Source organism: Luteipulveratus halotolerans, assembly GCF_001247745.1.
GTDB lineage: Bacteria > Actinomycetota > Actinomycetes > Actinomycetales > Dermatophilaceae > Luteipulveratus > Luteipulveratus halotolerans.
In genome coordinates this window covers 2,306,426-2,331,662 of the sequence record NZ_LAIR01000002.1, presented here as the reverse complement: position 1 = coordinate 2,331,662, position 25,237 = coordinate 2,306,426, and the positions used below count along the sequence as shown (strand labels likewise).

The following is a 25,237-nucleotide window of genomic DNA, read 5'->3' as shown; positions in this document are numbered from 1 at the left end:
GATGAAAGCGTGCTGAGCCGGAGAGGCACCGCTAGTGTGTCTGATTGTCGACAATGTTGCGCACAGACGTAGCTCCATACCGCTTGGACGGAGAAGAGATACCCATGGCAAGCCAGAGTCCGACAACCACCGACGAGGTGGAGCCCAGCATCCTCCATCGCGCGATCGGTGCTTCTGCGATCGGTAACGCGGTCGAGTGGTTCGACTACGGCGTGTACGCCTACATGACCACGCACATCGCCTCGTCGCTCTTCCCTGAAGGCGACAACGCGGTGTTCTTCACCCTCGTCGGATTCGCGATCTCGTTCCTGATCCGTCCGATCGGTGGTCTGTTCTGGGGTCCGCTCGGCGACAAGATCGGTCGCAAGCGCGTCCTGGCGATGACGATCATCCTGATGGCCGGCTCGACGCTGTGCGTCGGCCTCATCCCGAGCTACGAGACGATCGGTTGGGCTGCGCCGGTCATCCTTTACCTCCTGCGCATGCTCCAGGGCTTCTCCGCCGGTGGTGAGTACGGCGGTGCCGCGACCTTCATGGCCGAGTACGCCCCCGACAAGAAGCGCGGCTTCTACGGCAGCTTCCTTGAGGTCGGTACGCTCACGGGCTTCACGATGGGCAACGGCATCGCGCTGATCCTGGTGCACACGCTCAACGACAACCAGCTCGGTGACTGGGGCTGGCGTATCCCGTTCTTCGTGGCCGCGCCGCTCGGCCTGATCGGTATGTACCTGCGGTCCAGGATGGAGGACACGCCGGTCTTCAAGGAGCTCGAGGAGAAGCAGGAGACCGAGGAGCAGGTCAAGGGCGTCTTCAAGGATCTGCTCACCAAGTACACCCGCCCGATCCTCACGCTGTTCGGTCTGGTCATCGCACTCAACGTCGTCAACTACACGCTGCTGAGCTACACGCCGACGTACCTGCAGGGCACCATCGGCATGACCGAGGACGATGCGCTGCTCGTGCCGTTCTTCGGGCAGATCGCGATGCTGCTGACGCTGCCGTTCTTCGGTCGCCTGTCCGACAAGATCGGCCGTCGTCCGATGTGGCTGTTCTCCTGCCTCGCGCTGATCATCGCGATCATCCCGATGTACAAGCTGATGGCCACCAACCTCACCGGCGCGATCATCGCGTTCGCGGTCATCGGTCTGCTCTACTGCCCGCAGCTGGCCACGATCTCGGCGACCTTCCCGGCGATGTTCCCGACGATCGTCCGCTTCGCGGGTGTGGCGATCGGCTACAACGTCGCGACGTCGGTCTTCGGTGGTTCGGCGCCGTCGATCAACGAGTGGCTGATCGACGAGACCGGCGACAACATGTGGCCCGCGTACTACATGGTCGGTGCCTGTGTCATCGGCATCATCGCCGCCTGGTTCCTCATCGAGACCAAGGGTGAGTCGCTGCGCGGCACCGAGGTCCCGGGCACGCCCGAGGCCAAGGAGGAGCAGCGCCAGCTCGCCGCCGAGAACGGCTGACGCTCCCAGCACGTACGACGGCCGGTCACCCTGTGCGGGTGGCCGGCCGTCGGCGTACGGGCGGGTGGTCCTACAGCACCGCGTCGACCGCCTCGGCCCACAGCCCGGCGGCCTCGTCGACCTCCTGCTCGTTGACCACGAGGGCGGGGATGAACCGGACGACCTGACCCCAGGCGCCGCAGGTGAGCAGCAGCAGACCACGACGCGCCGCCTCCTGCTGGGCCTTGGTCGCGGTGGCGCCGTCGGGGTTGCCGTCGGCGTCGCGGAACTCGTTGCCGATCATCAGGCCGAGGCCCCGCACGTCGACGATCTGCTCGTGCTTGTCGGCGACCTGCTGCAGGGCGCCCTTGAGCTGCTCACCGCGAGCAGCGGAGTTGTCGACGAGCTGCTCGTCCCGGATGACGTCGAGCGTCGCGATCGCGGCGGCGCAGGCGACGGCGTTGGCGCCGTACGTGCCGCCCTGGGATCCGGGCCAGGCCTTCTCCATGAGCGCGTTCGACGCCGCGATGCCCGAGAGCGGGAAGCCGGAGGCGAGGCCCTTCGCGGTGACGAGGATGTCGGCCTTCGCGTCGAAGTGGTCGCCGCCCCAGAACTTCCCGGTGCGGCCCCAGCCGGTCTGCACCTCATCGACCACGAGCAGGATGCCGTGCTGATCGGCCCGCTCGCGCAGGCCGGCGAGGAACTCGGCGGAGGCGGGCACGTAGCCGCCCTCGCCGAGCACCGGCTCGACGAAGAACGCGGCCGTGTCAGCGGGCGCCGAGAGGGTCTGCAGGGTGTAGTCGAGCTGCTTGAGCGCGAACGCCGTGGCCTCCTCCTGGCTCCAGCCGAAGTGACCCGGGTCGGGGAACGGCGACACCTGGACGCCCGCCATCAGGGGAGAGAAGCCGGACCGGAACTTGGTGCCGGACGACGTCATTGACGCGGCCGCGACCGTACGACCGTGGAAGCCGCCGTGGAAGACGATCACGTTGGGGCGGCCGGTCGCCTGCCGCGCCAGGCGCAGCGCCGACTCGATGGCCTCCGACCCCGAGTTGGCGAAGAACATGCGGTCCAGGCCCTGAGGGAGCACCTCGCCGAGACGGTCGACCAGCGTGAGCAGCGGCTCGTGCATGACCGTCGTGTACTGGCCGTGGATGAGCTTGCCGACCTGCTCCTGGGCGGCGGCGACGACCCGCGGATGGCAGTGACCGGTGCTGGTCACGCCGATGCCGGCGGTGAAGTCGAGATAGCTGCGGCCCTCGGCGTCGTACAGGTGGACGCCCTCACCATGCGTGGCGACGACAGGCGTTGCCTGCTTGAGCACGGGTGACAGCTCGGCCATGGTTCCTCCTTCGGTACGCGGACGCGTGGGCTCGATGGGTTGCCTCACGCCGATAGATTGTCGACAATCAGACTATTGCACGGATCCGCGACCGACACGAGGGAGCCTCATGAGCGCCGACACCACGACGACCGCGCCAACTGCCCTGAACGCCAACGAGACTCGCGTGGTCGACGGTGTGCACAAGGACCTGCTGATCGGCGGGTCGTGGGTCTCGGCCCAGGGAGGTGAGACCTTCGAGGTGGTCGACCCGTCGACGGGTGCGGTCCTCGCAGAGGTCGCGGACGCCTCGCCCGAGGACGGCCGCAAGGCCCTCGACGCAGCAGTCGCGGCCCAGGCGTCGTTCGCCGCCACGACACCGCGCGAGCGCTACGACATCCTGATGAAGGCGTACGACCTGCTGCACGAGCGCATCGACGACCTCGCGCTGCTCATGACGCTCGAGATGGGCAAGCCGCTCGCCGAGGCCAAGGGCGAGATCGTCTACGCGTCGGAGTTCTTCCGGCACTTCGCCTCGGAGGCGCTGCGCATCGACGGCGGCTACCAGACCGCGCCGGCTGGGGGAGCGCGCTTCCTGATCTCCAAGCAGCCGGTCGGCCCGTGCCTGCTCATCACGCCGTGGAACTTCCCGATGGCGATGGGTACGCGCAAGATCGGCCCGGCGATCGCCGCCGGCTGCACGAGCGTGATCAAGCCTGCGCACCAGACACCGCTGTCGATGCTCGCGCTCGGCGCGATCCTGGCCGAGGCGGGTCTGCCTGACGGCGTCGTCAACATCGTCACGTGCATGAAGGCCGGCGAGGTGATGGAGCCGCTCATCAGGTCAGGGCAGGCCCGCAAGCTGTCGTTCACCGGCTCCACCAAGGTCGGCAAGGTGCTGCTGGAGCAGTGCGCCGACAAGGTGCTGCGAACGTCGATGGAGCTCGGCGGCAACGCCCCGTTCATCGTGTTCGAGGACGCCGACCTCGACGAGGCGGTCAAGGGTGCGATGGCCGCCAAGATGCGCAACATGGGCGAGGCCTGCACAGCGGCGAACCGAATCCTCGTGCACGCCAACGTGATTGACGAGTTCGGCAAGCGCATGTCACAGGCGATGAGCGAGCTCAAGGTGGGTCGCGGCACCGATGACGGTACGCAGGTCGGCCCGCTCATCGACGACGCCGGCCGGCAGAAGGTCATCGACCTGCTCGACGACGCGACGTCGCGCGGGGCCACCGTCCTGACCGGGGGAGACGCGCCCGCAGGCGACGGCTACTTCTTCAACCCGACCGTGCTGACCGGCGTACCTCGTGACGCGCGGATGGTGTCGGAGGAGATCTTCGGGCCGGTCGCGCCGCTGACGCCGTTCACGTCCGAGGAGGAGGTCGTCGCGGCAGCCAACGACACGCCGTACGGGCTGGTGTCGTACGTCTTCACCAACGACCTGCGACGTGCGCTGCGGGTGGCCGAGGCGATCGAGTCGGGCATGGTCGGGCTCAACCAGGGCGTCGTGTCCAACCCGGCTGCGCCCTTCGGCGGCATCAAGGAGTCGGGGCTGGGCCGTGAGGGCGGCAACGTCGGCATCGATGAGTTCCTCGAGGTGAAGTACATCGGCATCGCCCTCTGACCCACGGGCACAAGCTGGTCAGGTGCACACGTATGGGTGTGCTGCGCGCCAGCTCTTGCCGGTGGGTCGGGTGGTCAGGACGTCAGCGCGAAGGCGCGCGCCCCTCCGGTCACGCGCAGCCCGACGACATCGCCCGCGTTCGGCACGGACGTGCCGACGACCCGTGACCGGACCTCGACCGAGCCGTACGCCGTGTCGTCACCGGTGACGAGCAGGTCGAGCATCGCGTCGTGCCCGTAGTAGGTGGTGGAGGCGACCTTGGCGAGCAGCGTGCTGTCGGCCGCGGGGACGACGATGATCTGCTCGGGGCGGAGCATGACCTGGACGGCGCCGGTCGGGTGCGCGCCCTCGACCGCGATGGTCCCGAGCGCACAGTGCACCGTTGCTGCGTCGGCGTCGCCCGGCAGCAGTACGGCGTCGCCGAGGAAGCCGGCGACGTGGGCGTCGACCGGTGCGCCGTAGACCTCCCGTGGTGGCGCGACCTGGCTGAACCGGCCCTCACGCAGGATCGCGACCTCGTCGGCGAACGACAGCGCCTCCTCCTGGTCGTGCGTCACCAGGACGGCTGTCGCGCCGGCCTCCCGCAGCGCCCGACCGGTCGCCTCGCGGGTCGACTCGCGCAGGGCGGTGTCGAGCGCCGAGAACGGCTCGTCGAGCAGGACGACGTCGGGTTCGAGGGCGAGCGCGCGGGCCAGGGCGACCCGCTGCTGCTGACCACCCGACAGCTGGTCAGGAGTGCGGTCCGCCAGTGAGGCGTCCAGCCCGACGAGGTCGAGCAGCTCGAGCACCCGGCCCCGGTGGCGGCGACGCGGGAACGGCAGCCCGAACGCGATGTTGCCCGCGACGTCCAGGTGCGGGAACAGTCCGCCGTCCTGGCGGACGTAGCCGATGCCCCGCTTCTCGGGGGCCACCCAGGTGCCGGGGCCGACGACCGTCGCGTCGCCGATGCGCACCTCACCGGAGTCGGGTCGCAGGAAGCCGGCGACCACGCGCAGCAGCGTGGTCTTGCCGCTGCCCGAACCGCCGAGGACGGCGGTCGTCGTGCCGGCGGGGACCACCAGGTCGACGTCGGTGAGCACGCGGGTGTCGGCGTACGACGCAGTGATGCCGTGCACCTCGACGGCGCCGGGGCTTCGGACGGGACTCATCGTTCCTCCACGATCTGACGACGGAGCAGCAGGGTGAGGGGCACGCACAACGCGATCATCAGCGCGGCGTACGGCGCGGCGCCGACGTAGTCCAGCTCGTCGCTGGACGCCCAGAACGCGAGCGCGAGCGTGTCGGTGCCGGTGGGCGCGAGCAGCAGGGTGGCGGTCAGCTCGGTCGACACGGCGAGTGCCACGAGGACGAAACCGGTGAGGAACGACGGCAGCGCGAGCGGCAGGACGACCCGCGCGAACGTCGCTGGACCGCCGAGCCGCAGGGAGCGCGCTGCCTCGGACAGCTCGGGTGGCGCCGTCGCAAGTCCGGCGCGCAGCGAGACCATCGCGCGCGGCACGAACAGGATGACGTAGGCGAGCAGCAGCACCCCGATGGTCTGGTACGCCGGCCGGAACCACGACACCGTCAGCGTCACCAGCGCGAGTCCGACCACCACACCGGGCAGCGAGCTCGCGACGAACGTCGCGCGTTCGAGGACGATCGACGTCGCCGTGCGGTGCCGGCTCAGCAGCCACGCGCCGGGCAGCGCGGCCAGCAACGCGCCGAGGCCACCGGCGACGGCGAGGCCGATCGTGCTCGCGGTGACGGTGAGCAGGTGGCCGACATCGATGGCCGAGTCCTGAACACCGACCGCGAGCCAGCGCACGACCATGACCAGCGGCACCGCCAGCGCCAGGGCGACCAGTGCCGTCAGGCCGAGCAGCGACGGCACCGTCCAGCGACCGAGCCGGGCACGCGGGGGCTCGCCCTGGGCGCCGGACCCGATGCGTGCCACCCGAGTACGACCGCGCGCGCCGACCTCCAGCCCCAGGACGCCGACGCACAGGACGAGCAGGACGAGTGCGAGCAGGCTGCCCGCGGCGTCACTGAACCCGACGGCGTACTGCTGCAGGATCGCGGTCGTGAACGTCTGGTAGCGCATCATCTCCAGCACGCCGTACTCGGCGAGCAGGTGCAGCGCCACGAGCAGGCCGCCGCCGCAGATCGCGGGCCGCAGCCGGGGCAGGACCGTACGCAGCGCGGCCCGCGTCGGCGTGAGACCCAGGGAGCGGGCGACGTCCTCGTCGGCGCCGTCGAGTCGGCGCAGCATCGCCGCGACCGGCAGGTAGACGAACGGGTAGTACGCCAGCGTGGTCACCAGCACAGCGCCACCGAGCCCGGAGAGCCCCGGCTGCCAGGAGATCCACGCGTAGCTGCTGACGAACGCCGGGACCGCGAGTGGTGCGAGGAGCAGCATGCGCCACACGCCGGCGTACGGGAGGGAGGTGCGTTCGACCAGCCACGCGGCGCCGACGCCGATGACGAGCGTGGCGGGCAGCGTGAGCGCCATCAGCGCGCCGGTGTGCCGCAGCAGCTCGGCGATCCGCGGGCGCAGCAGGAACTCACTCGCCTGGTCCCAGCCGAGTGAGAGTCCTTTGCTCGTGACGACGACCAGCGGCAGCACCGTCAGCACCGCGACGAGTGTCGCGGCGAGCAGCGCTGCGGGGTTCTTAGAGGATGCCGGCATCCGTCATCAGCCGTGTGACCTGGTCGGAGTTGAGGGTGAACGGGTCGACCGGCGGAGCCTGCAGTGAGGCGAGCGGCGGCAGAGCCGCGTCGGACGCGACGCCGTTGCCGACGGCGTACTCCATCGACTTGCTGTCGGCCAGGATCTTCTGACCCTCCGGGCTCGTGACGAACTTCAGGAACGCCTGAGCCTGCTGGGGCTTCTTGGAGCTCTTGAGCACGCCACCGGCGGAAAGGCTCACGAACGCGCCCGGGTCCTGGTTCTTGAAGTAGTGCAGCCTGGTGTTCTGGGTGCCGTCCTTGTTGCCGGCCTGGTCGCGGTACCAGTAGTAGTGGTAGATGATCCCGGCCGGGACCTCGCCCGCGTTGACGGCCTTCATGGTGGCGATGTTGTTCTGGTAGGTCTTCGACCCGTCCTTGAGGCCCTTCAGCCATGACGCGGTCGCTGCCTCGCCCTTCTGCGCGAGCATGCCCGCCACGATCGCCTGGAAGTCGGCGCCGCCCGGGGCCGCACCCCACTTGTCCTTCCACTCCGGCTCGGCCAGGTCCATCAGGGACGTCGGCAGCTGGTCGGCCGGGAGCTTGTCAGGGTTGTAGACCATCACGGTCGAGCGGGCCGCGATGGCCAGCCACGCGTTGCTCGAGGGCGTCATTGCAGCAGGTACCTGCGCGCGGGTCGTCGCGTCGACGGGGGCGAGCAGCCTGGCCCGCTCGACGACGGTCATGGCGGGGCTGTTCTCGGTGAGGAACACGTCGGCAGGCGAGCTGGCTCCCTCTTCGACGATCTGGTGCCCCATCGAGGAGTCCTTGCCCGAGCGCACCTGGGTCTTGATGCCGGTCTTGGCGGTGAACGCCCTGGCCCACGCGTCGGTGATCTCGTGGTGCTGCGCGGAGTAGATCTGCAGCGAGGCCGGGTCGGCCTTGTACTCCTCGTCGCCGCCCCCGCAGGCAGCGAGGGTGGTGGAGGCGGTGAGCGCCAGGAGCGCGGAGATCACGGTGCGTCGACGCACGGTCAGGAGTCCTTTGCAACGAGGGGATGGTGAGCCGGCGCGGATGGCGTACGCCGGAGGGGGACGAGGTTCTGCAGGCGCCGGACCGGCCGGTCGGCGACCTTCCAGACGAGGACGCCGACGAGCAGGGCGAGCGCTACCCGCCCGACCGGGCCGGGCCCGAACGGGAAGACCTGGAACTGGGTCAGGTAGATGTACAGCGAGGCGGCTGCGAGCGTCGCGGCCGCGCGGGCGACCAGGGGATGCAGGCGCACGGACGGGACGTAGGCGAGCACGCACACCCCGACGAAGACCGTGGCGTTGCGGATCGGGTCGTCGAAGAACGTCGCCACGCCGAGACCGGTGAGCGTCACGGTGATGGCACGGCGGCGGGTGGACGCTGCGGCGGCCAGCGCTGCGCCGGCGGCGAACAGCCAGAACACGGTCGGTGCGAGTCCGCGGATGGTGCCGTCCGCGACGGCGAGGATCACGAAGCGCGGCACCAGCGCGAGCACCAGGAGCGCGGCGTACACCGCCCACGGGTCGCGCAGGTGCAGGCGCGCGACAGGTCGCAGGCTCAGGACCAGGACCATGGCGACGAAGCACGCGGCGAGCGCGTCGACGAACCACAGCTCGTTGCGTGAGCCGTAGGTGACGTCGCCGGCGATCCAGTTGACGGCGCCGACGTTGGCCCAGCCGTAGCGACCCGTCGTGATCAGTCCGACGAGCGCGACCACCGCGGCCGGCACGAGCAGGCCGATCAGGAGCCTGGCCGTACGCCGGGCACGCTCGCCGCGGTGCGGCGAGGCGAAGCCGAAGCGGGCGGCGTTGTAGCCGGCGACGACGAGGAGTGTGTGCGCTCCACCCACGACCCAGAACAGGCCGGCGTGCGTGCCGCAGATGATGAACGCCGCGATGGCCCGCAGGAGCACGGTCGTCTCGACCGTACGCCGGGTGGCCGGCGTCGTCGCGCCCGCGCGGCTGAGCGAGCCCAGGGGACGGTGGTGCCAGTCGTCGGGCAGCGGGCCGAGGAGGGTCTCCAACCGCGTCGCCGCCTGGACGTGGCTGAGCGAGTCGCCGCCCTGCTCGGCGAAGGAGTGCTCGAGGCTGACGTCCTCGCGGCCGAGCACGTCGCCGACGATCTTCGCGACCGCCGTGCTCGTGCTGGCGCCGTCGACGCGACGCCGGCGCTCGTCGCACCGCTCGAAGCTGAGGCCGCGCGCCAGGGCGTCGCAGCCCTGCCGGTCGAGCTTGCCGTTGTCGAGGCGGGCCAGCGGCACCTCGGCGACGTTGACGGCGGCGGGGCCGAGGCCGGTGAGGTCGGCGACGAGCGCACGCACCCGCGCGGCGCGGCCGACATCGGGGAGGGCCGCCGGCTCGACCGCGACTCGCAGCCCGTCGTCGTCGGCGGTCACGCAGACCTCGAGTCCCGTTGCTGCGACAGCGTTCTCGACGGCAGCGACGTCGATGCGCAGTCCCATGACCTTGGCGAACCCGGACCGTCGTCCGACGATGCGCAGTCGGCCGTCACCGTCGATGGTGGCGAGGTCGCCGGTCGCGTGCTCGGTGCACGACGGTCCGAGCGCGAGGTCGTCGGCATGCTCGGCGTAGCCCAGCATCACGCTGTCGCCGGACACGATCAGCTCGCCGGACGCGCCGTCGGACTCAGGCACGCTGCGATCGAGCCGCACCTGCAGCCCGGGCACCGGGTAGCCGACCGAGTCGGGGCTGCTCACGGCCTCCGCGGCCGGGAGCACGCTGATGCGGGCCGTGACCTCGGTCTGGCCGTACATCACGGCGAGCCCGAAAGCGCGTCGACGCCCGATCTCGGCGACCTGCTCGACGCGCTCGGGTGCGAGTCGGCCCCCGGCCTGTGTGATCAGTCGCAGCGACGTCGGGGCGTGCTGGAGACCGTGGCTGCGGTCGAGGAGGTCAAGGGTGTGGGGGACGGCGGCGAGCGTCGTGACGCCGTGCTCGGCGAGGTCGCCCCAGAAGCCCGGATCGGTCACGGACCCGTCGCGCAGGACCACGCCGCCGCCAGCGCGCAGGTGAGCGTGCAGGACGGACAAGCCGTAGCAGTAGTGCAGCGGCAGCGAGGTGACCCCCCGGTCGTCGGCCCGCAGACCCAGGGCCGTCGCGATCGCCTCGGCGTTGGCGTCGATCGCGGCGTGCGACAACCGCACCAGCTTGGCCGAGCCGGTCGTACCGGAGGTGCTCAGCAGCACCGCGAGGTCGGGGTGCAGCAGGTGGCGAGGAGGTTCGTCGGCCACGTCGAACGGTGCAGCAGGGTCACCCGTCGTCACCACATCCGGCGCGTAGCGCTCCAGGATGCGGGTCGTGCGATGTGGGTCGCAGGTCGTCACGAGGGCCACGTGGCCGGCGTACAGCACCGCGAGGTAGGAGATCACCGAGGTGAGGTCGGGGCGCAACGGCACGTGCGCGAGGAGACGGCCGGCCTGCGCGGAGGGCAGGCGCTCGGCGAGCGCGACGACCTCGGCGTGCAGCTCGGCGTGGCTCAGGCTCCGGTCGCCCTGGACGAGCGCCACGGTGTCGGGGGAGGGCTGAGCCGCGAGCGGCCAGACCGGACGCGCTCGCTCGCGTTGGGGGGCGACGCTGGACAGCACGGCGGTAAGGGTAACTTAACCTAACCTGGTCGGGTCCCCTGTTTCCGGCGCTGAGACGGAGTCGTAGATGACGGTCGACGTGCTGTGGGCGCCGCTGACCCTGGCGGACGACCGGCTGACCGCCGTGCTCGACAGCGACGAGCGTGATCGGATCGCACGACTGCGCGCACCCGCCGACCGTGCTCGTACTCTCCTGGGCGCCGTCGTGCTCCGCCTCGCGGTCGCCGCGCACACCGGAGCCGACCCGTCCGCACTGCGGGTCGAGCGCACCTGTACGACGTGTGGTCGCCCTCACGGACGCCCGTGGGTGGCCGGCAGCGGGGTGGAGGTGTCGGTGTCCCACTCGGGCGTGCTCGTGGCCGTCGCGGTCTCGTCGCACGCGCGCGTCGGCGTGGACGTGCAGCGCGCCGCCGATCTCGATGCCGGCCAGGACGTGGAGTCGTGGGTGCGCGACGAAGCGGTCCTCAAGGCGTGCTGGGGTCTGCGCCCGCAACCGCGGACGACCGTGGCGCCGCTGCGTCCACCGCAGCACGGCTACGCTGCGGCGCTCGCGGCGGTGAGTGCCACGGCACCGTCGATCACCGAGCGGGACGCCACGCCGTTGATCGGGGCGCACCTGGACACCCTCTGATCGGCGAGCGCGCCCAGCCCACCGGCAGACGTTGGTGGTGCGCACAGGTATGGGTGTGCGGCTCGCCGGCTTGTGCCGGTGGGTCAGTCGGCGCGCAGACGGGCGAGGGCGTCGCGCATGTGTGCCACGAGCAGCTTGTCGGTGAGGCGCGGCTTGCGGTCGACGAACGACTGCGCGATCGCCCGGTGCTCCTCGACCCGCGCCTCGTGACTGGCGTACGTCGCCTTGAGCGCGTTGAGGCACATGCGCGTCTCGGTCATGAGCGTGGCGTTCATCGCGGCCAGGCGCGGGCTCTCGGACAGCTCGACGAGGCGTTCGTGGAACTCCCGGTCGATGTCCGCCACGGCCTCGTCGTCGGAGCCGGCCGCCTCCATGCGGGCGATGACCTCGAGCAGCTCGGTGCCGGCTTCGACCGGTCCGCGCTGATGCACCTGCTCGGCGGCGGCGCGCTCGACAGCCTGGCGGGCGACGTACATGTCGCGCACGCGCTCGGCGGTCATCTCGATCACGAACAGGCCGCGGTTGCGGTACGACAGCAGCAGGCCCTCCTGCGTGAGCCGTTGCAGCCCCTCGCGCAGCGGACCACGGCTGACGCCGAGCTGGCGGGCGAGGTCGGCCTCGCCGAGCTGGGCCCCGGGCGGGATGTCACCGGTGGCGATGGCCTCGCGGACGCGGTCGGCGACCATGCTCGCGGTCGACTCCTGCAGCACGGGTTCGAGCGTGCTGCGCAGCTGAGTTGTCATGTTCTTGCTCCCTCTTCGGCGAACAGCCGACCCAGTCCCGCGACCGGTCGCACCGCGCCGACCAGGTCAAGACCTTTCCACACCGTCACCTGGTTGGCCGTGAGCACCGGTGTGCCCGTGGCAGATTCGAGCTCGTCGATCCAGTCGAGTGTGTGCATCGCGGTGTCGGGTACGAGCACGGCGTCCGGTGACGCACTGACGTCGGCTCCGCGGACGAGGCGTACGACGTCGTCGCGGCCCAGGGTGCCGACCTCGGCGGCGGTGATGATGTCGTTGCTGTCCAACGCGAGCACCTCGATGCCGGCGGCGGCCAGGAAGTCGACGAACGCGCGGGCCACGTCCTCGGGGTAGGACGCCACGACGCTCACCCGTCGAGCGCCGATCGCCCGGCACGCGTCGGCGAACGCCAGCGACGTCGACGACGTCGGCAGACCGGTGACCGCTGCGAGCTCGCGCACCTGGCGGTGTGCGCCCTCCCACCCGAACACGAACGACCCCGACGTGCAGGCCCACATGACGGCGTCCGGGGCGTGGGCGTCGACGAGCGTACGAGCGCCCTCGGCCAGCCGCGCGTCGGAGCCCAGGTCGAGCAGGGCGTCGACGCGGTGTGCGTCCTCCCCGACGGAGGTGTGCACGAGCGGCAGGTCCCACGGCGGGTCGACCGAACCGGCCAGCCGCGTCTCGAGCGCGGGGAAGTCGTCCTCGGCGCTGTGGCCGGGGTAGAGCAGTCCGATACGTGGCATGGCGTCTCCGGGACTCAGGTCAGCAGCCGCAGTGCGGCCAGGGCGTAGGTGCGCGCGGCGGTGACGAGCTCGTCGACGCCGACGGACTCATCGGGACGGTGGGCCTGCTCGTTGACCGAGCCCGGGCCGAGCACGATCGTCGGCACGCCCCAGTCGCGCGAGACGAACCCGCCGTCGCACGCGGCCGTCCAGCCACCGAGCGGCAGGCCCGGCCCGCCGACGCGGCCGAGGGCGTCGTCGACGGCCGCGACGAACGAATCTCCTTGCGGCGTCTCGAAACCCGGCATGTCCATCGGCATCGTGACCTCGACCGTGAGGCCGTCATCAGCGAGGCCGAGGGACTCCACGCGAGCCCGGATGTCGGCGAGCACCTCAGCGGGCGACTCGGACGGGAGCAGACGGCGATCGGCGTACACCGTGGCGTCGGCGGGGACGATCGACGCGCCGTGGCCACCGTCGATGCGGCCGACGTTCCATGTGGCCGGGCCGACGAGCCGGTGCGCGTCGGCCTTGAGCTCGTCATGCCACCGACGCAACGACTCGACGACCCGCGCGGCGCCGTAGATCGCGTTGCGGCCGTCGTCGGGTCGACCGGCGTGAGCGGCGACGCCGCGTACGGCGATCTCGACGTAGGCGTCACCCCGTGCGGCGATGATCGTCTGCAGGTCGGTGGGTTCGGCGGTGATGCAGCCGAGATAGGCACGCGGCTGTGGCTGCCCGACCAGGTGCCGTACGCCGATGCCGGTCGCCTCCTCGTCCACCGTGGCGGCCAGCTCGACCGGACCGGTGAGGCGTACGCCGGCGGCGCGGGTCGCGCGCTGCACGGCGCTCATCGCGACGGCCGACGCGGCGAGCCCGCCCTTCATGTCAGTGGTGCCGCGCCCGTGGATCCGTCCGTCGCGCAGCAGCCCGCCGAACGGTTCGACGGTCCATCCGTCGCCGAGCGGGACCACGTCGGTGTGCCCGAGCAGCATCAGCGCCGGCCCACCGTCGTGGTCGCGGGTGAGGGCGTGCAGGTTGTCACGGCCCTCGACGACGGTGCTGGTCGACACGTCGAGGTCGAGCTCGGCGCAGATCTCGGCGAGCACCGCGACGGTCGCGGCCTCCTCGCCGGGCGGGTTCTGACCCGGTGCCCGCACGAGGCGCTGTGTGCAGGACACCAGGGCGGCCTCGTCGATCAGGTCGAGAGCAGCGCTCTCAAGAGCCGAAAGCTGTTCAGTACCAACGCTCATGCGCTCACCTTGTCGACAGCCCGACGCAGGCGGCCGATACCTTCGCGGATGCGGTCCGGAGTGGTCGCGGCGAAGCAGACGCGCAGTGCGTTGGGGAAGTGCTTGCTCGGCGAGAACGCGTTGCCGGGGATGAACGCCACGCCCTCGGCGAGCGCCACCTCGAACAACGCCTCGGTGTCGACCTCGGAGCCGAACGTGACCCACAGGAAGAATCCGCCCTCGGGGTCGGTCCAGCGCGCCCCGCCGTCGAAGTGCTCGGTGAGCGCGTCCTGCATGGCGACCTTGCGCTCGCGGTAGACGGCCTGCTGGGTGGTGACGTGCTCGCGCAGGTGGCCGTCGGCGAGGAAGCCGCCCACGAGGCGCTGCATGGGCAGGTTGGTGCAGGTGTCCATGGCCTGCTTGGCGCTGATGAGCAGCTGCTGCAGCTCGGGTGCGGCGTCGACCCAGCCGACGCGCAGACCGGGCGCGATGATCTTGGAGAACGTGCGCACCGACAGCACGAGCGGGTTGCCGTCGGCGAGCTCGTGCAGGGACGGCATCGCGTCGCCGGCGAACCGCAGCATGCCGTAGGGGTCGTCGTCGATCACCAGACTGCCCCAGCGGTCGGCGAGGTCCAGGAGCCGTCGCCGTCGGTCGAGCGACATCGAGGCGCCGGACGGGTTCTGGAACGTCGGGATCGTGTAGATCACCTTGGGCTTGCGCCCGTCGCCCACCATCTCCTCCATGCGGTCGACCTGCAGGCCCTCGTGGTCGACGGGCACTTCCAGCAGCTCAGCCTGGTACGACAGCGCGGTCGCGGATCCGTTGGTGTACGTGGGGGATTCGACGACGACGAGGTCACCGGGGTCGGTGAAGATCTTGAACGTCAGGTCCAGTCCCTGCATCCCGCCCGAGGTGATGGTGAGGCGTTCGGGAGAGGTGGCGTCCGTCGTACCGTCGAGCTCGGCGAGCAGTGCGTCACGCAGGGCGGGGTCGCCCTCGGTCGCGGCGTAGTCGTACGCGCTCGCCTCGCCCGGCCCGAACACTCGGCGGCCGATCTCGGCGAGTGCCTCGGTCGGGACGGCTTCGGGTGCGGGACTGCCCATCGCGAACCGCACGATGTCGTGCGTCTGCTGGGCGAGCAACGAGGTGCTGGAGTCGATCATCGATCCGACGAGATCGGTGGCGCGGGTGGCCAAGGGCAAGGTGTGTGTCTGCTGCATCGTGCTCACCTCCGGTGGTGGGTCTGAACTACGTTGGTGTCAAAGGTCATTCGGTCACGTCCTCACCGCGAGCCCGCGGGGCACGTGGGTGAGCTGTTCGGCGCCGGCCGGTGTGACGAGCACCGACTCCGACGTCTCGTAACCCCACCCGTCCATCCACATCCCGAGGATCACGTGGAAGGCCATGCCGGCCTCGATCTCGGTCTCCTCCTCGGAGCGCAGGCTGATGGTGCGCTCGCCCCAGTCGGGCGGATAGCCGATGCCGATGGAGTAGCCGATGCGCGACTCCTTGTGCAGCCCGTAGCGGCCGACCGTCTCGGCGAACGCCCGGTGCACGTCGCGGCCGAGAGCGCCCGGCTTCATGGCCTCCAGCGCCGCCGCCATGCCCTCGCTGACGGCGTCCGAGCACGACTGCAGCCGACGAGGTGGCTCGCCGAGAACGACCGTGCGCGCAAGCGGTGCGTGGTAGCGGTGGTGGACGCCGGCGATCTCGATCGTGGTCGCCTCACCCTTGATGAGCGGCAGGTCCGACCAGGTGAGGTGCGGCGTACCGGCCGTCTCACCGGTGGGCAGCATCGGCACGATCGCGGGGTAGTCGCCGCCGAGCTTGTGCGCGCCGAGCGCCTGCGCGTGCTGGATCTCGGCGACCACGTCGCACTGGCGACGGCCGGTCTCGATCGCCTCGATCGCGATCTCCATGACGCGCTGGGCGATCTCGCCGGCGAGTCGCAGCTTGTCCTGCTCCAGCGGCGACTTGATGACGCGTACCCAGTTGACCAGCTCGTAGCTGTCGACGACGGACGCCTGGCGCAGCAGCGCGTGCATCGCGAAGAACGCTCTCGCGGTGAAGTAGTGCGAGTCGGTCTCGGCGCCGACGTACGAGCCGGGCTCGTCGGTGAGGACACCGATCTCCAGCGCCTGTGCGGTGATCCAGTCGAACGGGTGGGCGTCGGTGCGGTGGACGAGGTCCTCGGGATAGCCGTGGATCTGGTCCTTGGGCAGGTACGCCGTGTAGTGCGCGCCCTGGGCGTCCATGGCGCGCGCGAACAGGTGCGGCTCGCCCTCCACCGGCACCACGAGGCACTGCGGCATGTAGAACGACCAGGCGTTGTAGCCGGTGAGGTAGTAGATGTTGGCGGGGTCGACGACCAGGAGTGAGGACAGCGCGCGCTCGGCCATGCGTGTCTGCACGGCACCGAGGCGGGCTCGGTACTCCTCGTCGGGGAACGGCCGTGACCGCAGCTGCCCGTCGACGGCGGTGGTGTAGGGCTTGATCCCGTCGGGCGTCGGGTCGGCGGGGTCGAGCTCGAACTCGTACGTGCTCATGCGGCCTCCCCGGTGATGACGCGGTCCAGGAGGGACTGGCCGGGGCCGATCGCGTCGAGGCCGGCCATGTGCAGGGCCGCCCAGACGGTGACCTGGTTGGCGGTGATGACGGGGATGCCGAGCTCGCGCTCGAGGGGTGCGATGACGTCGTACGTCGGCAGGTTGGTGCACGAGATGAAGACGCCGTCGCACTCTCCGGCAGCGACGGCCTCGCGGGCGAGGTCGAGCGTGAGGGCGTACGGCACACGCCAGATGCGTCCGGCGAGGCCGAGCTTGGCCGAGCCGCTGACCTGTACGCCGACCTCGTCGAGGTAGCGCTCCAGAGCGGCGGTGATGTCGTCGTCGTACGGCGTGGCCACGGCGAGGCGTTCGATGCCGAGCTGCTGCAGGGCCATGACGAGGGCGCCTGAGGTGGACACCGCGGCGGGCGCTCCACCGGCGAACATCGCTGCGACCAGGGCGCGCTCGCCCTCGGCCCCGTGGATGAAGCTGCCGGAGGTGCAGGCATAGGCGATGACCTCGGGCTGCGTGGCGATCAGCTCGGTCGTGCACTCGGCGACGACGTCGGAGTCGCCGACGCGGGCGGCCATGTCGACCGAGACGGGCAGGGGGGAGTAGGGCGTACGGGTGACCAGGAGTGTGGCGCGGTCTGGTACCCAGCGCCACAGCTCGCGGTCGAGGGCGAAGTCGTACGGCGCGATCACGCCGATGCCGACGTCGCCGATCGGCGCGTCGTCGGGGACGCCCAGCGCGGTGGCCGTGGCGTCGGCGATGGCCTCGGGGTCGAGGCCCGGATGTGGCTCCATCTGCACATGGTGCATGCGCTGTAGATTGTTGACAATCACTCTGGCGGATTTCTACGTTGGCGTGGTGAGCCTCACCCTCCCTGCAGTCGCCGTCCTGTGCCCGACGGCCGATGACCGCCCCGCCCACCTGGAGCCCTTGCAGGGCCGGGTCGACCTCCGTTTCACCGATGCCGCAGGGCTCGGCGCGGCCCTCGACGGCGCGCGCGGTCTGTTCCTGTGGGACTTCTTCTCCCAGGCCGTCGAGGACGTCTGGGACCGTGCCGGCGACCTGGAGTGGATCCACGTCGCAGCGGCCGGGGTCGACAAGCTGCTCTTCCCGCGGCTGCGTGAGTCCGACGTCGTCGTCACCAACGCCCGCGGCGTGTTCGACCGGCCGATCGCCGAGTTCGTCCTCGCGTCCGTGCTCGCCCACGCCAAGCTGCTGTACGAGAGCGAGGCGCTGCGTCGGACGCGCACGTGGGACGAGCGTGCACCCCTGCGCATCGAGGGCGCACGGGCGCTGGTCATCGGCACGGGCGGCATCGGCCGGGCCACCGGGCGCCTCCTGTCCGCGGTCGGGATGAAGGTCAGCGGCGCCGGGCGTCGCGCGCGCACCGACGACCCCGATCTCGGTGAGGTGTACGAGAGCGCAGGGCTCGCGTCGTACGTCGGCGACTTCGACTACGTCGTCAACGCCGCGCCGCTCACGCCCGCGACGCGGGGTCTGATCGACGCGACCGTGCTCAAGGCGATGAAGCCGTCGGCGTACCTCGTCAACGTCGGCCGTGGTCAGTCCGTGGTCGAGGACGACCTCATCTCCGCGCTCCGCGACGGCACGATCGCGGGCGCCGCGCTCGACGTGTTCGAGACCGAGCCGCTGCCGGAGTCCTCGCCGCTGTGGACCATGCCGCAGGTCGCGGTGTCGGCGCACATGTCGGGCAACGTGGTCGGCTGGACCGACGACCTGGCTCACCAGTTCGTCGACCAGGCGCAGCGGTGGCTCGACGGTCGGCCGCTCGACAACGTCGTCGACAAGCAGCTCGGGTTCGTGTCCGGCGCGTCATCATGAGCGACCCGCTCAGCCTGCTGCCGGCGTCGGAGCTGGTCGCCGGATTCGCCTCTGGTGCTTACGATCCCGTCGATGCGTTCGACGCGTCGGTCGCCGCTGTGAAGGCGCTCGACGGCGAAGTCAACGCGATGGTGATGGTCGACGAGGCGGCCGGCGCGGCGTCGGCCCGCGAGTCGGCCGCACGATGGAAGGTGGGTTCGCCCCTCAGCCCGGTCGACGGCGTACCGGTGACGATCAAGGACATCATCCTGACGCGTGGCTGGCCGACGCTGCGCGGATCACGACTCGTCGACGAGGCAGGGCCGTGGCCGGACGACTCGCCGGCGACCGCACGGCTGCGCGAGTCGGGCGCGGTGATCTTCGGCAAGAACACCACGCCCGAGTTCGGCTGGAAGGGCGTGACCGACTCGCTGCGCCACGGCGTGACGCGCAACCCCTGGGACCCGTCGCGCACCACCGGCGGCTCCAGCGGCGGTGCGGCCGCGACGACCGCGCTCGGCATGGGCACCTGGTCCGTCGGTACCGACGGCGGCGGATCCGTCCGGATACCAGGCTCGTTCAGCGGCATCGTCGGACTCAAGCCGACCTACGGGCAGGTGCCGGTGTGGCCCGCCAGTGCGTACGGCACGCTCTCGCACATCGGACCCATGGCACGGACCGTCCGCGACTGCGCGCTGCTGCTCGACGTGCTCGCCCAGCCCGACCCGCGCGACTGGTCGTGCCTGCCGGCGCCGATCACCTCGTACGCCGACGGGCTCGACGGGGGAGTGCGCGGCTTACGGGTGGCGTTCTCGCCGGACCTCGGTTACGGCCGTAACGACCCGGAGGTCGAGGCAGCGGTCCGCAGCGCTGTTGACGTGCTCGCCTCGTCGGGCGCGGTCGTCGACGAGGTCGCGCTCGAGCTCGACGACCCGGCGGACGCGTTCCACACGTTGTGGTTCGCGGGTGCGGCGAAGGTGCTGCGAGCGTACGGCGACGACGCGCTCGAACGCGTGGATCCCGTTCTGGCACAGGCTGTTTCGAGCTTCGGTCTGTCCGCGACTGCAGCTGACTTCCTCGACGCGACGGCGGTGCGGATGGCGCTGGGGGAGCGGATGGGAGAGCTGCACCGCTCGTACGACGTGCTCATCACCCCGACGATGCCGATCACCGCGTTCGCGGCCGGCCAGGCTGCCCCGGACGGCTGGCCGTCGCAGCTGTGGCCGTCATGGACGCCTTATACCTATCCGTTCAACATGACCCAGCAGCCAGCGCTGACGCTGCCGTGCGGCTTCTCCGAGGACGGACTGCCGATCGGGTTGCAGGTCGTCGGACCGCGATTCGCCGATGCCCTTGTGCTGCGAGTCGGGCAGGCGTACGAGCAGGCGACCGACTGGCACACCCGACGTCCACCCCTGCTGGGCTGACGCCGGTCGAGTAGCCACAGTGCCCGCTGGTCGAGTAGCCGGAGCGCCCGCTGGTCGAGTAGCCGGAGCGCTAGCGGAGGCGTATCGAGACCAAGGGACACGATCCGAAACTCGTGGAAGGACAACGACATTGGCCCGGTTCATCACCATCACCCTTGACCTGCGCAAGGTGTCGTGCACGGCTCGACTGCTCGACGACGCCGCGCCGCGGACGTGCAACGCCGTGTGGGACGCGCTGCCGCTGACGGCGCCCGCGTTCCACGGCAAGTACGCCCGCAACGAGGTGTACGGGCTGCTCACCGACCTCGACGCGCCGGAGCCCGGACCGGAGAACACCACGATCACGCCGATCCCGCGTGACGTGTGCTGGTTCAGCTTCAGCGGCGACCAGCTCGGCAACCCGGCGTACGGCTACAAGGCGGAGAAGGAGAACCGCGCGGCGTCCCGGATCGTCGACCTCGCGATCTTCTACGGCCGCAACAACCTGCTCATCAACGGCGACCAGGGCTGGGTGCCGGGCAACGTGTTCGCAGAGATCACCGACGGGTACGACGACATGGTGACCGCGTGCCAGGACGTGTGGATGGGCGGCGCCAGGGGAGAGACGCTGACCTTCGACCGGGTCGACTGAGCGCTCGCCGAGCAGGCTCCCCGCGCACACCCTTTGAGCGCCCGGGGCGGGCTCCGCGTACACCTTCTGAGCGCGCCGGGCGGGCTCTCCGCGCACACCGTTTGAGCGCACGGACACGCGGCGCGGGCGGATGGCGACGTCATCCTGGAGGATGCCCCGGGCCGGCCGCCGTCGCTCACGACGCCGAGACGGTGGCGGCCCTGCCGAGGGCACGCCGCTGAGCCCGCCGGCCAAGGCGAGCTGCGGGGCGGAGGCGTCAGGGCGGGCCGGAGTCGTTGGTCGTCAGGGAGCCGCTGGTCGTCGCGGAGCCGGCGCGCCGATCGCCCATGACGGTGCGGGTCTTCGGGCTCGCACCCCTGGTCGACGCTCTGTCCGGGGCGCCATCGTGCCCACCCCCGGCGGCGCGATCGTGCCCACTGCTGGCCGCGTGATCGCTCTCGGCGTCGGCGGCGCGAGAGCCGACAACCCCCGGTTCGAGCAGCGCGCGGGTGCCGGAGCCGGGTGCCAGGTCCCAGACGACTCCGGTCTGCGTGACAGTCGCCGTCAGGTCATGGCGGTGGACCGTGGTGTGGTGGCGACCGCACAGCAGTGCTGCGTTGCTCAGGTCGGTGCGTCCGCCGTGGACCCAGTGTCGTACGTGATGGGCGTCGCACCACTGCGCGGGGATCGTGCACCCCGGAAAGGTGCACCCGCCATCGCGGCGCCACAGTGCCCTGCGCTGTCCGGGTGTGAACAGCCGCGACTCGACACCGACGTCGAGGACCTCGCCGCGCGAGCCGAGCACCATCGGGATGATGCCGGCGTCGCAGGCGTGCCGGCGTACTTCAGTGGGGGACAGCACCTCACCAGTGGCGGTCACGCCGGCACCCGCTCGTGACGGCGGTGCCTGGCAGCCAGTGGTCGCACCTTCGGGTGCTGTGCGCATCTGGGCGAGCAGCTCGGCCAGGGTCATCGTGACGATCACCTGCGCCTTGGATGTCTTGGGTGCTGCTCCGGGCGAGGAGACGCCTCGGCGCACGATCTCGACCAGCGCGTCCGCACGCCGTCGGGTCGCGGTGCGCGGGTCGGGTGTGCCGTCCGGGCTGGTCATGGGGGCTGACAGTCCGGCGACTGCGGCGTCGACGACAGCAGCGCCGTCGGGATCGAGCAGCACGCGGTACTCGCACAACCCGGCCGGGCCGGGCCGCCGGGTGAACGACCGGCCACGGGCGCGGGCGTCGTGCTCAGCCTCGAGGTCACGCTCGGGCTTGACCAACCGGCCCGCGACCCGGACGGCGGTCGCCAGCTCGCGCGGCGTCAGGCCCGTGCCGTCCTCGACGGAGTCGGTCGCCGCGGCAACGAGCTGGTCGACCGCGGACTCCACCGACTCGGCCGCGGCGACCGGCGACACCTCACGCTCGAACCGCGCCACCTGATCGGCCTTGCCCAAGCCCAGGTCACCCGAGACGAACGCCTGCCACACAGCCCGCCCCGAGGGCCGGTCCGCGCACGCCCCGACCCGCAGCACCCGCGCGACGTGCGCCGGGTCGGTCACCGCTGCTCCACCCGCGCGCTGCTGGCAGCGCCGCACCCAGTCGGTCGCGCCGTAACCGCCTGCGGTGTGCAACCCCCGCGTCAGCCCCTCACGGACCGCGGCGACCTCGACACGCTCCAGCACCGCCCGCAAGCGCGCGACGGAGGTGAGCAGGTCCGCCACTCCGTCGTCGGACAGCGACCACAAGCACGCGTCGACCCCGGACAGGACGCTGGAGGCGATGCGCAACGTCGTGCTCGCACCGCGCGCCACGCCCGGGGCCGCAGCCGTCGCCTGGATCGCCATGAGTCGAACATAAATTCGACCACCGACAGCGGGCTTCGACCTCACCGGTGACGGATTGGCCACGGCCTCAGAGCACGAGCTGAGGTCCGTTCTGCAGCTGGGCGAGGGTGAACGTGAGTCGCCGCGTCGCAGCAGGCGACGCCGGCGTCCTTGCCTCTACGGCGTACGTGATCGAGGAGCGAGGGCCGCGCGCGCGGTGGCGACCTTCATGTACATCCGCGTCGACTGCTCGACATGCCTGAAGTCGAACCGCTCGTAGAACGCTGCAGCTGTGTCGTCGATCGGATCGACCACGATGAGGCGGCCGCCGGCCCGGTCTGCCGCAGCGACGACGCGTTCGAGCGCATCGACGAGGAGCTGGGCACCGAGCCCTTGCCCGTGCAGGGACGTGTCGAGCGCCAGCCGGGCGAGGAGATAGCCAGGGACGTGGCTGTAGCCGCCGCCGAGTCCACGGCTGACGTCGCCACGAGAGACTTGCGTCGGCGCCAAGGAGAAGTAGGCGACGACGGCCGACGAACCGGCGGTGACCCACACGAACGTTCGGGCCGCGCCGGCCTGCTGCGCTCGCCAGGCGTCGACCTGCAACCAGCGATCGAGCGGGTCGACACCGCAGGCGAAGGTGTCGCTGACGTGTGACTCAGAGAGCGGGACGGACTGCCACGAGGGTGCAGTCACGCGCGGGTGAAGCGGCGCTTCGCCTGCGCGGCGTCTCGCAGTCGGGGCGCAGCATCGGGGACGTCGAGCGACTCCACCATGGCGTCGAACTGGAGAGCAGGCATCAAGGTGTGATCGGCGCGTGCGAGAACAGCCTCGGCACGATCAAGGCTTGCGCCGCGTACGAAGTCCGACAGCTTTTCGTCGAGGAGCTCGGCGGCCATGCTGATGCGCTCACGCGAGCCCGGATCGATGCGCAGCTCAAGGCGATCGCTCTTGGTGGACATGGCAGCTCCCTTCGCCGCCATCAGTGTACGTCAGTTGTCCGTACACGACTAGAACGGCGGCCGGCCGACGCCTGTGACCCGGAAGCGACCCCACGGGTCGACGTCACTCAACCGGCCTGCCGCCGAGCCGTGGGGCGTCGACAGCGTGACCGTCGTACCGCTCGAAAAACGTTCGGAGACAACGGAGTCCGACGCCAGCCGGCCGTACCAGTGGAACCGGCCGTCGATGGGCTGGAAGGCGCCGCGCAGGCGTACGCCGACCTCGGCCGTCGCGTCGGGTGAGCTGACCATCGCGACGCCGTCGTACGCCTCGCCGGGCTCATGCGTCATCGCGGACCTCCTGCAGGGGTACGACGGTCGGCGGGGTCGAGATGTGATCGAGGTCGGCGAGGCTGCCGCCGGACTCCTCGATGATGCCGGCGAACGCGTGCCAGATGAGCTGGGACAGGTAGCGGCCGACGGCGGTGCGCGACATCGAACGACGCTCGAGCCACCACTCGCCGGTGGACAGGCCGAGGCCGACGAGGCCGTGGGCCCAGGGCTCGGCGCCGGCCGCGTCGAGGTCGAGCCGTCGGAACGTGTCGCCCATCAGGACCGCGAGGGCTGCGGCGATGGAGTCCTTCTCGGTCGCGAGGATGTCGCCCTCGCCGCGGTGATGGATGAGCAGCTGGAAGACCTGCGGGTGCTCCTCGATGACGCGCAGGTAGGCATCGACGGCATCGGCCACCCGGTCGCGCATCGCACCCGGCCGGGTGAGGGCCGGGAGCATCTGGTCGGTGACGCGAGCGCTCGCCCAGGACGCGACGGCGGCGTGCAGCTCGTTCTTGTCGGCGAAGTAGCGGTAGAGCACCGGCTTGCTGGCCTTGGCCTCCTGGGCCATCTCGGCGATGCTCGCGTCGGGCCCGAGGCGGTCGATGGTGCGGACGGCGGCCTCGATGAGCTCGGTGCGGCGTTGCTCGCGGTGCTCGTCCCATCGGGTGGTGCGGCGATCGCTCTTGACTCGTGCTGACACGTCGGCCACAGTACCTCATTATCCGTTACCGTGGGTAACGCATAAGTCTGAGAGAGGGTCGAGGAGCCACCCATGAGCACGTCCACACCCGACCGCACCGAAGCCGTCGCCCAGCGGCTGCTCGCCTCGAGCGCGCGGCACTCCTACGACCCCGAGGTAGACCTCGACTGGGACGCGCCGTTCGTCGACGGTGCGTGGTTCATGCAGCCCGAGCGGATGTCGCTCTACGGCACACCCACCTGGGAACGCCTCTCCGAGCAGCAGCGCATCGAGCTGTCACGTCATGAGGTCGCGAGCATCATGTCGGTCGGGCTGTGGTTCGAGATCGTGCTGATGGAGGTCATGCTGCGCGGTGTCTACGACGCCGACCCGACCGACCGGCGTACCCACTACATGCTCACCGAGATCGCCGACGAGTGCCGGCACTCCACGATGTTCGGGCGCGCGATCGAGCGGCTCGACGTCCCGGCGTACGGGCCGCAGCCGCGCGTGCACACCTCCGGACGGGTGATGAAGCTGCTCGGCTCCGGTGTGAGTGCGTACGCCGGCACGCTCGTCGTCGAGGACATCCTCGACCGCTGGCAGCGCGAGCTCATCAAGGACGAGCGGGTGCAGCCGATGGCGCGCATGGTCTGCCGCATCCACGTGCTCGAGGAGGCGCGCCACATCACGTTCGCCAAGCAGGAGATCGAGCGTGAGCGACCTCGCCTCTCGCGCCTCGCGCTGGCGTACCACCAGGCGATGCTCGCGCAGTCGGTGTTCGCCGTGTCGCGCTCCCTGGTCAACCCGCGCGTGTACGCCGCCGTCGGCCTCGACCCTCGCACGGCCCGGCACGAGGCGCTCGGCAACCCGCACTACCAGCGCACGCTCGCGTGGATGGCGGAGAAGGTCGTGCCTTTCGTGGAGAGCCAGGGCCTGATCCCGCCGCGGCACCGCCGTACCTGGGAGCGCTCCTACCTCCTGCCGACCGGCTGACCTGGGCCGCGCTGGACGGCGGGCCCAGCACCCGGTGAGAGGA

The 25,237-nt window shown here is 70.6% G+C and carries 23 protein-coding genes; 7 read left to right on the top strand and 16 right to left on the bottom strand.

The genetic code is table 11. The features are described 5' to 3' along the window. The first annotated feature begins 104 nt into the window (after positions 1–104). Positions 105–1,472, top strand: a complete 1,368-nt coding sequence (locus tag VV01_RS11760) for an MFS transporter (RefSeq protein WP_050670046.1) — start codon at positions 105–107, stop codon at positions 1,470–1,472. Positions 1,473–1,542: 70 nt separating this feature from the next. Here the strand turns inward: VV01_RS11760 and VV01_RS11755 are convergent, their stop codons facing one another. Continuing rightward, positions 1,543–2,793: an aspartate aminotransferase family protein gene (locus VV01_RS11755; protein WP_050670045.1), complete on the bottom strand. Its 1,251-nt coding sequence runs from the start codon at positions 2,791–2,793 to the stop codon at positions 1,543–1,545. A gap of 109 nt (positions 2,794–2,902) precedes the next feature. Here VV01_RS11755 and VV01_RS11750 point away from each other — a divergent pair, with 109 nt between their 5' ends. After that, positions 2,903–4,399, top strand: a complete 1,497-nt coding sequence (locus VV01_RS11750; RefSeq protein WP_197275030.1) for an NAD-dependent succinate-semialdehyde dehydrogenase — start codon at positions 2,903–2,905, stop codon at positions 4,397–4,399. A gap of 74 nt (positions 4,400–4,473) precedes the next feature. Here VV01_RS11750 and VV01_RS11745 read toward each other — a convergent pair whose 3' ends face one another. The 4 genes from VV01_RS11745 to VV01_RS11730 are packed head-to-tail and all read right to left on the bottom strand — an operon-like array spanning position 4,474 to position 10,679. Further along, the gene (locus VV01_RS11745; RefSeq protein WP_050670044.1) at positions 4,474–5,547 is read right to left on the bottom strand and encodes an ABC transporter ATP-binding protein; all 1,074 of its coding nucleotides are present in this window, start codon (positions 5,545–5,547) and stop codon (positions 4,474–4,476) included. Next, positions 5,544–7,067, bottom strand: coding sequence for an ABC transporter permease (locus VV01_RS11740; protein ID WP_050670043.1), 1,524 nt, complete (start codon positions 7,065–7,067; stop codon positions 5,544–5,546). Before VV01_RS11740 ends, VV01_RS11745 begins: the two co-directional genes overlap by 4 nt. Then, on the bottom strand, positions 7,051–8,082 hold the full coding sequence (locus VV01_RS11735) for an iron ABC transporter substrate-binding protein (protein WP_050671891.1): 1,032 nt from the start codon (positions 8,080–8,082) through the stop codon (positions 7,051–7,053). The genes VV01_RS11740 and VV01_RS11735 overlap by 17 nt, the downstream gene beginning before the upstream one ends. Further along, positions 8,079–10,679 carry an AMP-binding protein gene (locus VV01_RS11730; protein WP_050670042.1) on the bottom strand — a complete coding sequence of 867 codons (2,601 nt, stop codon included), beginning with the start codon at positions 10,677–10,679 and terminating at the stop codon, positions 8,079–8,081. The genes VV01_RS11735 and VV01_RS11730 overlap by 4 nt, the downstream gene beginning before the upstream one ends. 67 nt (positions 10,680–10,746) lie before the next feature. Here VV01_RS11730 and VV01_RS11725 point away from each other — a divergent pair, with 67 nt between their 5' ends. Then, positions 10,747–11,310, top strand: coding sequence for a 4'-phosphopantetheinyl transferase family protein (locus VV01_RS11725; RefSeq protein WP_050670041.1), 564 nt, complete (start codon positions 10,747–10,749; stop codon positions 11,308–11,310). Between the two features lie 83 nt (positions 11,311–11,393). On the opposite strand, the gene VV01_RS11720 is transcribed toward VV01_RS11725, so the two are convergent. The 6 genes from VV01_RS11720 to VV01_RS11695 are packed head-to-tail and all read right to left on the bottom strand — an operon-like array spanning position 11,394 to position 17,377. After that, the gene (locus VV01_RS11720; protein ID WP_050670040.1) at positions 11,394–12,053 is read right to left on the bottom strand and encodes a GntR family transcriptional regulator; all 660 of its coding nucleotides are present in this window, start codon (positions 12,051–12,053) and stop codon (positions 11,394–11,396) included. Continuing rightward, a complete protein-coding gene (locus tag VV01_RS11715) occupies positions 12,050–12,796 on the bottom strand; it encodes a maleate cis-trans isomerase family protein (RefSeq protein ID WP_050670039.1) in 747 nt (248 codons plus the stop codon). Before VV01_RS11715 ends, VV01_RS11720 begins: the two co-directional genes overlap by 4 nt. 14 nt (positions 12,797–12,810) lie before the next feature. Continuing rightward, complete coding sequence (locus VV01_RS11710; RefSeq protein WP_050670038.1) at positions 12,811–14,028, bottom strand: M20 family metallopeptidase; 1,218 nt, start codon at positions 14,026–14,028, stop codon at positions 12,811–12,813. Next, positions 14,025–15,230, bottom strand: a complete 1,206-nt coding sequence (locus VV01_RS11705; protein WP_050670037.1) for an aminotransferase-like domain-containing protein — start codon at positions 15,228–15,230, stop codon at positions 14,025–14,027. Before VV01_RS11705 ends, VV01_RS11710 begins: the two co-directional genes overlap by 4 nt. Before the next feature lie 54 nt (positions 15,231–15,284). Then, on the bottom strand, positions 15,285–16,556 hold the full coding sequence (locus VV01_RS11700; protein ID WP_082220943.1) for a M24 family metallopeptidase: 1,272 nt from the start codon (positions 16,554–16,556) through the stop codon (positions 15,285–15,287). Continuing rightward, entirely contained in the window at positions 16,553–17,377 is an 825-nt protein-coding gene (locus VV01_RS11695; RefSeq protein ID WP_197275029.1) for a maleate cis-trans isomerase family protein, read from the bottom strand. The genes VV01_RS11700 and VV01_RS11695 overlap by 4 nt, the downstream gene beginning before the upstream one ends. A 49-nt stretch (positions 17,378–17,426) precedes the next feature. Here VV01_RS11695 and VV01_RS11690 point away from each other — a divergent pair, with 49 nt between their 5' ends. From VV01_RS11690 to VV01_RS11680, 3 genes are all read left to right on the top strand, one after another. Then, positions 17,427–18,410: a D-2-hydroxyacid dehydrogenase gene (locus VV01_RS11690; protein ID WP_050670036.1), complete on the top strand. Its 984-nt coding sequence runs from the start codon at positions 17,427–17,429 to the stop codon at positions 18,408–18,410. Next, entirely contained in the window at positions 18,407–19,816 is a 1,410-nt protein-coding gene (locus VV01_RS11685) for an amidase (RefSeq protein ID WP_157508815.1), read from the top strand. Before VV01_RS11690 ends, VV01_RS11685 begins: the two co-directional genes overlap by 4 nt. Before the next feature lie 130 nt (positions 19,817–19,946). Then, positions 19,947–20,447, top strand: a complete 501-nt coding sequence (locus tag VV01_RS11680; RefSeq protein WP_050670035.1) for a DUF3830 family protein — start codon at positions 19,947–19,949, stop codon at positions 20,445–20,447. A 256-nt stretch (positions 20,448–20,703) separates the two neighbouring features. Here the strand turns inward: VV01_RS11680 and VV01_RS11675 are convergent, their stop codons facing one another. The 5 genes from VV01_RS11675 to VV01_RS11655 form a co-directional block, all read right to left on the bottom strand. Beyond that, positions 20,704–22,266: an HNH endonuclease signature motif containing protein gene (locus VV01_RS11675; protein ID WP_050670034.1), complete on the bottom strand. Its 1,563-nt coding sequence runs from the start codon at positions 22,264–22,266 to the stop codon at positions 20,704–20,706. Positions 22,267–22,422: 156 nt separating this feature from the next. Further along, on the bottom strand, positions 22,423–22,941 hold the full coding sequence (locus VV01_RS11670; RefSeq protein WP_050670033.1) for a GNAT family N-acetyltransferase: 519 nt from the start codon (positions 22,939–22,941) through the stop codon (positions 22,423–22,425). Further along, positions 22,938–23,207 (bottom strand): type II toxin-antitoxin system TacA family antitoxin, encoded by a 270-nt coding sequence (locus tag VV01_RS11665; protein WP_050671887.1) that lies wholly within the window; start codon positions 23,205–23,207, stop codon positions 22,938–22,940. The genes VV01_RS11670 and VV01_RS11665 overlap by 4 nt, the downstream gene beginning before the upstream one ends. 48 nt (positions 23,208–23,255) lie before the next feature. Continuing rightward, positions 23,256–23,537, bottom strand: a complete 282-nt coding sequence (locus VV01_RS11660) for a DUF4873 domain-containing protein (protein ID WP_050670032.1) — start codon at positions 23,535–23,537, stop codon at positions 23,256–23,258. Then, positions 23,527–24,219 (bottom strand): TetR family transcriptional regulator, encoded by a 693-nt coding sequence (locus tag VV01_RS11655; protein WP_197275028.1) that lies wholly within the window; start codon positions 24,217–24,219, stop codon positions 23,527–23,529. Before VV01_RS11655 ends, VV01_RS11660 begins: the two co-directional genes overlap by 11 nt. A gap of 72 nt (positions 24,220–24,291) precedes the next feature. On the opposite strand from VV01_RS11655, the gene VV01_RS11650 reads away from it, so the two are divergent. Continuing rightward, positions 24,292–25,194: an AurF N-oxygenase family protein gene (locus tag VV01_RS11650; RefSeq protein ID WP_050670030.1), complete on the top strand. Its 903-nt coding sequence runs from the start codon at positions 24,292–24,294 to the stop codon at positions 25,192–25,194. Positions 25,195–25,237 lie beyond the last annotated feature (43 nt).